Raw genomic sequence first — 9,935 nt, 5'->3', positions numbered from 1 at the left:
ATGATCCCGCTCGGCCTCGCGGCGGTTCTCGCGATGAGCGCTCCGGTGGCGCGGCCGGTCGTCGAGGTCGAGCTGCTGGCGAAGGTCGCGCCGGGGGAGGCGGTGGTCTCATGGGCGCCACCCGCTTGCCTTGAGCGTCGCGAGGCACACGATGCCGTCGCCGAGCGGGGGCACACGACGAGCGAGCAGCGCAGGCGCTTCGAAGCTCCGTTCGCCCTGAGCGTAGGCGCGCGCTGCGCGCCGGAGTCGAAGGGCGAGCAGCGCAGGGAGGAGTCTGCCCCGCGCAGGCAGGCAGCGTGCGCCGCAGCAGCTCATGGCGAGTGGGTGTCGCCATCAGGCCGCGGGCGCAGCGTTCGCCTGGTCGCGCGCGGGGACGCGCTCGACGTGGACGGCCGCTCCGCGCCCGCGCTCGCGCTCCCGCCCGGACGGTGGAGGGTGACGATCCCGGGCGCGGCGCCGCGGACCTACGACGCCGCGATCGCCATCCGGGCCCGGAGGGGCGCGCTCCAGCTCCACGCCACGTACGAGCTGGAGCGGTACGTCGGCGCCGTCGTCGCGTCCGAGACGCCGCCAGGGACGCCGCGGGAGGCCCTCCGGGCCCAGGCGGTGGTGGTCCGCTCGTACGCGCTCGCGATCCGGGGCAGGCACCCCGGCGACGCGCTGTGCGACCTCGCCCATTGCCAGGTGCTGCGCGGTTCCGGGATCCCCGGCGCGCACCTCGCCGCCGCGACGAGCGCCGCGCGTGACACGGCCGGACAGGTGCTCGCGCTCCCGTCCGGCGAGATCGCGGTCGCCTCGTTCCACGCGGCGTGCGGCGGCCACACCGCGAACCCGGCGGAGGCGTTCGGGGGCGGCGGCACCGGGGCCGCCGGCGTGGCCGACCCGGGCTGCCCGCCGCTGGCGTGGCGCGCCGCGATCGACGGGGCCGCCCTCGCGGACGCCGTGCGCGATGCGCTCGCCCGGAGCGATCCCGCCGGGGCCGCCGGGGTCCCGACCGCCCTCCGCGCGGCGGAGCTGGAGCTGCGGCGAGGCGCAGGGGGATGGGTGGTGCAGGTCGCCGACGTGCGCGGCCGCTGGCGGCTCGGCGGCGACGCCTTCGCCCGGGCGGCGGACGCGGCCGTCGGGCGGGGCGTCGTTCGCAGCTCGCGCTTCTCGCTCGCCGACGCGGGGTCGGCGGTCGTGTTCCGCGGCGTCGGGCGCGGTCACGGCGTGGGGCTCTGCCAGGCAGGCGCCGCGAGGCGGGCGGCGTCGGGCCAGGGATACCGGATGATCCTGCGCGGCTACTTCCCGGACGCCGTCGTCCGAGCGGTCGCGCGGTCACACGCGCGGTCCCGTTCGTCCCGAGCCCTCGCTCGGCCGCCGCGGAGGGGGGGCGGGCCCTCCGGGAAGCAGAGTCGTAGGCGCGGGCTCCGCCGAGCCCTCCGGAGGGCTTGGTCCTTTCAGCGAGCGGATGCCGGGTCGCCGTGCGGCCTCTCCGGCTCCCGAGGCGGCGCGGCCCTGGCCACCCGGTGGACGCGGGCGCCGCCGCGCCTGCGATCGGGAGGGAGTCCTCCCGCCGACCGACCGTGCGCGAGCCGCCGGGGGACCGCATCGTTCTCGCGGAGGGGCAAACCATGGAAAGCAAGGCGAAGCTGGTGGGTCATCCCATCCATCCGATGCTCGTGGTGTTCCCGCTCGGATTGCTCGCGACGTCCTTCATCTTCGACATCATCCGGATGGCGACGGGCTCGCCCTCCCTCGGGACGGCGAGCTTCTACATGATCGCGGCGGGCGTGCTCGGCGGCCTCGCGGCGGCGGTGTTCGGGCTCGTGGACTGGCTCGGCCTCCCGCGCACCACGCGCGCCTGGCAGGTCGGAGCGCTCCACGGCGTCGGCAACGTCATCGTGGTGGTGCTGTTCATCGTGAGCTGGTGGCTGCGGCGGCCCGACCCGGGCCACGCGGGCACCGGAGCGTTCATCCTGTCCCTGATCGGCGTGGCGCTCGCGCTCGTCACGGGCTGGCTCGGGGGCGAGATGGTCGATCGGCTCGGCGTCGGCGTGGACACCGGCGCTCACCTGGACTCCCCGAGCTCGCTGAGCGATCGCCCCGCGACGGATCACTGGGTGCCGACGAGGCGCCTGGAGCCGCGGAAGGTGTGATGCGTGACCGGGCCCGTCACCCGTCACCGGGGTCTACTGAGGTGTGAACCGGGTCCGGGGCCCGTGGGCCGATCCACGATCCGAGTCCGACGATCGGCGGGTCACGGGCTACGGGGACACGGGACACGGGACACGGGACACGGGACACGGGACACGGGACACGGGACACGGGACACGGGAGGCGGGGCACGGGGATCGGTGACGGTCACGGTGACGGTGACGGTGACGGATCTCGGCCGAGCGGCCGTCGGGTCGCCGCCGTCGCTGGCCTCGGCCCCGGGGGCGTGCTAGGTCTCCGCGCCCTCGCCGCTGCCGCTCAGGGCCGTCCCGGTCCGAGCGGGCCGCACGACCCCGAACGCGCGTGAAACGTCGCAGCTCCGCTCTCCCCACCGTCTACGCCATCGACTTCGGCACCAGCAACTCGCTCCTCGCGGCGGCGAGCAGGGAGCGGGTGTTCGAGCCGGCGCCGCTCGATCCCGGCGCCGCGGATCCGACGATCCTGCGGAGCATCCTCTGCTTCCCGGACGCGGGCGGGGTGTTCGTCGGGGTGGAGGCGCTCCGCCAGTTCATCGAGCACGACGCGGAGGCCCGGCTGCTCCGCTCGATCAAGCACCACCTCGGGACGCGCTCGTTCCGCGGCACCCTGATCCGCGGCCGGCTCGTCTCGGCGGAGGAGCTGGTCGCGGCGCTGCTGCGCCAGATGCGTGAGCGGGCGGACCGCCACTACGGGGCGGAGATCCGGCGGGTGCTCCTGGGACGGCCGGTCCACTTCGACGGCGAGGACGACGTCTTCGCCGAGGGACGGCTGCGGAAGGCGGCGGAGCTGGCCGGGTTCGAGGAGGTCCACTTCCTGCCCGAGCCGGTGGCGGCCGCGCGGGCCTTCGGGGCGGCCGCCGAGCGGGAGGAGATCGCGCTCATCGGCGACTTCGGCGGCGGCACCTCGGACTTTACGGTGCTCCGGGTGGGCCCGCGCGCGCTGGAGCGGAAGGACGTGCTCGCGGTGGGCGGGGTGGCGGTGGCGGGCGACGCCCTCGACGCGGCCCTGATGCGCGCGCAGGTCGGGCGCCACTTCGGGGCGGAGGTGCAGTACCGCGCGCCCTTCGGGAGCAACGTGCTGCGGATGCCGCACGGGATCGTGCAGCACCTCTGCTCGCCGGCGCACCTGTCGATCCTCCAGCGGCGCGACGTCGCGAGCTTCCTCGCCGACGTGCGCCGGTGGTCGCTCTCGGACGAGGACCGCGCCCGGATGGATCAGCTCACGGTCCTGGTGGAGGAGACGCAGGGGTTCCAGCTCTTCGAGGCGATCGAGCGGGGGAAGCGGGAGCTCTCGTCGAAGCGGGTCGCGCAGATCGCGTTCTCGTACCCGGGGATCGAGGTGCGCGAGCGGGTCACGCGGGCCGGGTTCGAGGAGGCGAGCCGGCGCGCGGTGGACGAGATCCTGCGCTGCCTCGACGAGACGGTGAAGGCCTCCGGGGTCCGCTGCGAGGACATCGGGGCGGTCTGCTGCACCGGCGGGACCGCGAAGGTGCCCCGGCTCGCCGCGGAGATCCGCCGACGGTTCCCCGCCGCGCGCCTGGAGCAGTTCAAGGGCTTCCACTCCGTCGTGGAGGGGCTCGCGGCGGAGGCGCAGGCGATCGAGCGGGGGTAGGGGCGAAGGCGATCGTTCGAGGCGAGCGCCTCGCGACGGGTAGCGGGCCGCGCCCCGCGGCGGTCACCTGCGCAGCGTCGCCCCCCTGCGTGACGGCCGCGTGCGCCGTTCCGGCGGCGCGCGCCCGGATCAGCGCAGCCCCGGACGAGAAGGCGCCCGTCGCGAAGGCATGCACGATGATGCGCGACGCGCCGCTGCGCCCGCTGGACGGGAGCACCGGTGGGGCGGCGGCGTGAAGCCGTGGCCGACGGAGAGCCCCCGTCCGGACTCCGCGAGGGGAGGAGAGGCGCATGCCCGGCGACGCGACGCTGTGGACGGCGGCTCACTGCCGTCACTACGCGATGTGCAAGATCGACTACCTCGGCACGGGCGTCTGCCCGGCCGGCGTGGCGCGCCCCTACGTCGCCTACTTCCCGCAGGGGCGGATGGACATCGTGGACGCGCTCGCCCGCGGGCGGATCCCGGTCACCGAGGGGCTCCTCGACGTCGCCGACTCGTGCGATCTCTGCGGCGTCTGCGAGCTCCAGTGCCACTTCTACTCCTCGCTGCGGCCGCTGCCGGTCATGGCGGCCCTGAAGAGCGCCGCCGCGGAGCACCGCCGCAGCGGCGCGGCGACGGCGCGCGCCCCGTCGGACCCGCTCGTCGAGGAGCTCCGCGCGATCGTCGGGCGCGACTGGGCCGCGAACGATCCCGCGATCACGGTCGCCTACTCGCACGATCCCTACCCGCTCGGCCCGCACCACGTGCCGCGCGCCGTCGTCCTCCCGGGCTCGGCCGAGGAGGTCGAGGCCGTGATGCGGCTCGTCGCGCGCGAGCAGGTCCCGTTCGTCGTGCGCGGGAACGGCGGCAGCATCTACGGCAAGGTCTTCAGCGAGGGGCTGGTCCTCGACACGGCGCGGATGAAGGAGCTCGAGTTCGACCCGGCGAACTGGACCGTGACCGTGGGCCCCGGCGTCACCGCCTTCGAGCTCCAGCGCGAGGCCCTCCGCCGTGGGTTCCGGGTGAACGTCGGCGAGCCGACCGCGACCGTGGTCGGCAACGTCGTCTGCACGGGGCTGTTCTCGCCGTGGACCGCGGCCTACGGCATGGGCGCGGATCACGTGCTCGACATGGAGTTCGTGGATCACGCGGGGCGCCGCTTCCGCCTCGCGGACCCGGACGGCGCGGGCCCGGCGCACCTCGCGTACCGGCACCGCGTCGCGGAGGTCCCGGGCGTCTGCACGCGGGCCCAGATCCGGCTGCAACCGGTGACCGGCGACGAGGCGGGCCTGATCGTGCCCTTCGACGGGCTCGAGCCGGCGCTGCGCTACGCGCGCGACCTGGCGCGGCGGCGCATCGGCCTCGCCCTGGCGGTGCTCGGGCCGCACTTCATCGCGACGTTCCTCGCGCCGACCTGGGCGCTGGCGCAGGCGGCGCGGCGCGCCTTTCCCGAGGACCTGGGCTTCGGGTTCGGCGTCCTGGTCGTCGCGGACCGCTTCGGCCTGGACGCCGCGCGCGCGCTCGCGGGCAAGCCGGTCATCGACCAGGACCTCTTCCGCACGCTCGCGCTCGGGCTCCCCCGCGTGATCGAGCCCAAGACGCTCGACCTGCTCCGCGATCTCGAGGGCGATCGGCCCGCGGTGGAGGCGCTCGCGGATCCCGAGGTGCGCCCGGTGGTCCAGGCGGCCCTCGGTGCGACGCCGGCGACGATCGCCGCCGCGGTCGAGCCGGACCTGCGCGCGGCGTACGAACGGCTCTACGCGCGCCCCGAGCTCACGGACCTGCTCTGGCTCAACCAGTTCCGGATCCTGAGCGCGCGGCTGGCCCGTCACAAGCACTTCATGCCGCTCATCCTGTTCGTCCCGCTCGAGGGGCAGCTCATCACCGCGCTCGCGCGCCGGCTCGGGGAGATCGCCGAGGAGGCGGGGCTCGAGCACGCGTACGGGTTCGTCACGCCCATCGACATGGGGAAGCGCGCGGTGCTCGAGTACGACTGGTACGTCGATCAGGCCGATCCGGCGGACAAGGAGCGGACCGCGCGGGCCATGGACGCGGTGGTGCCGTGGCTCGACGGGTTGTGCGCGCAGCCCGGGTCCAACCTGACGTGGCTGAAGACGGTCTTCACGCAGGGGACGGCCCGGAAGGAGTCGTGGCTCTACCGCGACCTCTCCGATCGGGCCGACGCCGGCTGAGCGACGTCGTGACGGCGGCGCGCATCATGCTCACCGGCGGGACGGGGTTCCTCGGGAGCCACCTCGCCGCGCGCCTGCTCGAGGAGGGGCACGAGGTGACGGTCCTCGCGCGGGCCGCCGCGGACGTCGGCGCGGCGGAGCGGGTGCGCCGGGTGATGGACTGGCACGGCGTGGGTGGCGAGGCCCGGCGCCGGCTCCGCGTCGTCGAGGGGGATCTCCTGGCGGAGGACCTCGGCCTCGGGCGAGGCGAGCGCGCGCGGGTGTGCGCCGAGCTGGACGAGATCGTCCACTGCGCTTCGGAGACGTCGTTCGCGGAGCGCAGGCGCGAGCTCCTCGAGCGCGTCAACCTCGTCGGCCTCGCGCGGGTCCTCGACCTCGCGGCCGCGGCGCCGCGCCTCGCCGCGTTCCACCACGTGAGCACCGCCTACGCGGTCGGCCGGCGCGAGGGCGTGTGCCGCGAGGCCTGGCCGGATCCCGCGGCGCGGTTCCACAACCCGTACGAGGAGACGAAGTGCCGGGCCGAGCTGATGGTGCGGGCGAGGTGCGCCGCCGCCGGCGTGCGTGCCGTCGTCTACCGCCCTTCGATCGTCTGCGGCGACTCTCGCACCGGCAGGAGCCTGCTGTTCAACGCCGTCTACCACCCCGTCCGGGCGGCCGTCCTGCTGCGCGACGCGTACCTCGAGGATCTCCGGACGCGGGGGACCAGGGCCCGGGCGGCGGCCGTGAGCCTCGCGCCCGACGGGACGCTGAGGATGCCGCTCCGGGTGGAGTCCGAGGGGGCCGGTCTCGATCTCGTGCCCGTGGACTTCTTCACCGACGCGTTCGCCGCGGTTCGCGCGTCGGCCGCGTCCCAGGGCGTGTTCCACCTCGTCGCGGGCCGCTCGACGCCGCTCGCCGACCTGGTCGCCTTCACCTCGCGGATGTTCGGGCTGAGCGGCGTCCGCGCGGCCGCTCCGGCGGAGCTGGCGGCCACGCAACGCACCGTGCTCGAGGCCGCGTTCGACCGGATGACCGCGGTCTACCGTCCGTACATGTCCGATCGTCGCACGTTCGCGACGGATCGCTCGGGCCCGCTCCTCGCGCGGGCGGGCCTCCGCTGTCCCGACTTCGGGTACGAGGTGTTCGAGCGCTGCATGGCGTACGCCGTCGAAGCCGACTGGGGTGCGCCCCGCCTGATCGCCCCGCGGCCGGCCGGCCGCACGCCCGCGCGCTCGCAGGGGGTGGGCACGCGCGCCGGGGCGCGATATGGATGCGCCCCGATGGGCAACGGAGAGGACCGCGGGCAAGCGGGGATCGACGCTGCGGAGCTCGCGGCCACGCTCCGCGTGCTCGCGCGCGTGGCCGAGGACCGGACGGTCCTCGCCTCGATCGACGCGGCGGCGCGCGTGGAGCTCCAGCGCCTCGCCGGCGAGGTGGCGCGCCCGGACCTCCGCGCGCGCAAGCGGCTGCAGAAGGCGCTCCTCCGGGGCGAGCACCGCGCGAAGCGCGAGCAGGATGGGAGGTTGCGCCAGGAGACGGGCATCCAGGCGCTCCGCCAGGCGCCTGTGTTCGTCGCGCCGCTCCCGGAGCTGCCGGCGCCGGGCTCGGACGCGTCCGGGTGGTGGCCACGCCTCGTCCCCGCGGGCGAGCCTGGCGTCGGGGCCGCCGCCGCCGACGGGGGCGCCCCGCTCGAGAACGAGGGGCCGGAGCTGTCGGAGCCGCGCAAGTGCTACGTGTGCAAGGCGCCGTTCCGCAGGCTGCACCCGTTCTACGATCAGATGTGCCGCGCCTGCGGGGACGAGAACCTCGCGCGCCGGACGGCCACGGTGGACCTGCGCGGTCGGGTGGCCCTCGTCACCGGCGCGCGCGTGAAGATCGGCTACCAGGCGGCCCTGCTGCTCCTGCGGGCCGGGTGCACGGTGGTGGCGTGCACGCGGTTCCCGCGCGACGCGGCGGCGCGGTACGCGCGCGAGGCGGACTTCGATCGTTGGCGGGACCGGCTCTCGATCCAGGGCGTGGACCTGCGGCACACGCCGAGCGTGGAGCTGCTCTGCCAGCGGCTCGACGCGACCCTGCCGCGGCTCGACTTCCAGATCCACAACGCCTGCCAGACGGTGCGCCGCCCCCCGGGCTTCTACGCGCACCTCGTCGAGGGCGAGCAGGGGGAGCTCTCGCGCGTCCCGGACGCGGAACGCGCGCTGCTCCGCGACTACGAGGCGTTCCGCGCGACGCTCGGCCGTGACGGACGGGCGGCGGGCGTGACCGGGCCGGCGCTGCTCTCGCAGGCGGTCAGCGACGCCGACCTGCTCCTCCCCGGGCCGGGGGCCGTCGAGCTCTTCCCGCGCGGCGTGCTGGATCGCGACCTGCAGCAGGTGGACCTCCGCGCGCACAACTCGTGGCGCCTCCGCCTGCACGAGGTGCCGACGCTCGAGCTGCTCGAGGTGCTGCTCGTCAACGCGACCGCGCCGTTCGTGATGAGCGCGCGGCTCAGGCCGCTCATGCTGCGGGCGCGGGCCGCGCCGCCCGGCACCGCCACCAGCGCCGACCCGGCGCGCCACGTCGTCCTGGTGTCGGCTATGGAGGGGCAGTTCTACCGCGCGCACAAGACCGACCGGCACCCGCACACCAACATGGCGAAGGCGGCGCTGAACATGATCGTGCGCACCAGCGCCCCCGACTACGCGCGCGACGGCATCTACCTCAACGCGGTGGACACCGGGTGGGTGACCGACGAGGATCCCGCCCACCTCGCCGAGCGGAAGGTCGAGGAGCACGCCTTCTCGCCGCCGCTCGACGTCGTGGACGGCGCGGCGCGGATCGTGGCGCCGATCTTCGACGGGTTCCGCACCGGCCGGCACGCCGCCGGCCAGTTCTTCAAGGACTACCGGCCGGCGCCGTGGTGAGGCCCGGTGGTCCGGCGCCGCCGCGCTGCGGCGGCTCATAGCGCCTCTCGGTTGGGTCGGGCCCGTCGCGAGGCACACGATGCCGTCGCCGAGCCGGGGCACACGACGACGGAGCAGCGCAGGCGCTTCGAAGCTCCGTTCGCCCTGAGCGTAGGCGCGCGCTGCGCGCCGGAGTCGAAGGGCGAGCAGCGGACGGAGGAGTCTGCCCGGCGCAGGCAGGCAGCGTGCGCCGCAGCAGGGCTCAGCCCAATCGAGCGGCGCTGTCAGGTCGGCCCGCGCCGGGGCCCCGGGAGCTTCCAGCTTCGAGGAGGCGGGACGCCGAACAGGCCTCCCGCAGGAGGATCGAAGATGTCTGCGAAGGATGTGGCGGATGCGCGTCGCGGCGGGACGGTGGTGATCGTGAACGGGGAGGGGATGGGGCGCGGCGACGACGCGCTCGGCGCGAAGCTGCTCGGGAACTTCCTCCGGACCCTCACCACGCTCGAGGCGAAGCCGGACACGCTCGTCTTCTACAACGCCGGCGTGAAGCTGCTCGGCTCGGGCTCGGCGAGCCTCGAGGCGCTGCGCCAGCTCGAGGACGCCGGGGTGGACCTCCTCGCCTGCGTCACCTGCCTCGAGTTCTTCGGCCTCACGAAGGACCTCCAGGTCGGGCAGGTGAGCAACATGCGGGAGATCGCCCAGCGCACCCTCGCCGCGGCGAGCGTGGTCACGCTGTAGCGGGCCGAGGCGGCTCGCTCGCGTCCGCGCGGCACCGGCCGGAGCTCACGCTTCGGCCGGCGCCCGGCCACGCAGCACGAGACGGCCGATCATGATTCGAGAACGGGCAGCGGGGAGGGGTCCCACCGCAGGTGGGGAGGGGCAGCGCCCCTCCCCGCGGGACAGCGCGCGCCAGCGCGCGTGGGCCCCGCGGAGCCAGGGGTGGGGCGCCGGCGACCCTTCGACGAGCTCAGGGTGGACGGGGCGCGGGGCCGCAGCCCTGACCATTCATCACATCGTCCCGGCCCGCATCCGCTCCGCGAGGCGTTTCGCGCCCGGGGCCGCGGGTACGAGCGCGCCTGCACGGCGAGCGTGGGGCTGGCTCAAGAAGGAGGTGGAG

Annotated in this window: 5 protein-coding genes and 1 pseudogene; all 6 read left to right on the top strand. The window is 75.2% G+C overall.

Annotated elements, in window-relative coordinates; all coding sequences use genetic code 11:
• Nucleotides 1–1,242, top strand: a pseudogene (locus MNZ27_RS04335) (SpoIID/LytB domain-containing protein); the annotation flags it as partial.
• A gap of 371 nt (nt 1,243–1,613) precedes the next feature.
• Complete coding sequence (locus MNZ27_RS04330; protein ID WP_242392808.1) at nt 1,614–2,138, top strand: DUF2231 domain-containing protein; 525 nt, start codon at nt 1,614–1,616, stop codon at nt 2,136–2,138.
• A gap of 361 nt (nt 2,139–2,499) precedes the next feature.
• Nucleotides 2,500–3,786 (top strand): Hsp70 family protein, encoded by a 1,287-nt coding sequence (locus MNZ27_RS04325; protein ID WP_242392807.1) that lies wholly within the window; start codon nt 2,500–2,502, stop codon nt 3,784–3,786.
• A 290-nt stretch (nt 3,787–4,076) separates the two neighbouring features.
• The gene (locus MNZ27_RS04320; protein ID WP_242392806.1) at nt 4,077–5,957 is read left to right on the top strand and encodes an FAD-binding oxidoreductase; all 1,881 of its coding nucleotides are present in this window, start codon (nt 4,077–4,079) and stop codon (nt 5,955–5,957) included.
• Between the two features lie 8 nt (nt 5,958–5,965).
• On the top strand, nt 5,966–8,839 hold the full coding sequence (locus tag MNZ27_RS04315) for an SDR family NAD(P)-dependent oxidoreductase (RefSeq protein WP_242392805.1): 2,874 nt from the start codon (nt 5,966–5,968) through the stop codon (nt 8,837–8,839).
• 348 nt (nt 8,840–9,187) lie between these two features.
• Nucleotides 9,188–9,556 (top strand): sulfurtransferase-like selenium metabolism protein YedF, encoded by a 369-nt coding sequence (gene yedF, locus MNZ27_RS04310; RefSeq protein WP_242392804.1) that lies wholly within the window; start codon nt 9,188–9,190, stop codon nt 9,554–9,556.
• Nucleotides 9,557–9,935 lie beyond the last annotated feature (379 nt).

Origin of the sequence: Anaeromyxobacter oryzisoli (assembly GCF_022690765.1) — a bacterium.
GTDB lineage: Bacteria > Myxococcota > Myxococcia > Myxococcales > Anaeromyxobacteraceae > Anaeromyxobacter > Anaeromyxobacter oryzisoli.
The sequence above is the reverse complement of the archived record's forward strand: the minus strand, read 5'-3'. Positions and strand labels throughout refer to the sequence as shown.

Bases quoted from the DNA above. Each gene is read 5' to 3' on its own strand.
- MNZ27_RS04330 (WP_242392808.1), top strand. From the start codon at position 1,614: ATGGAAAGCAAGGCGAAGCTGGTGGGTCATCCCATCCATCCGATGCTC.
- MNZ27_RS04320 (WP_242392806.1), top strand. From the start codon at position 4,077: ATGCCCGGCGACGCGACGCTGTGGACGGCGGCTCACTGCCGTCACTAC.
- yedF (WP_242392804.1), top strand. From the start codon at position 9,188: ATGTCTGCGAAGGATGTGGCGGATGCGCGTCGCGGCGGGACGGTGGTG.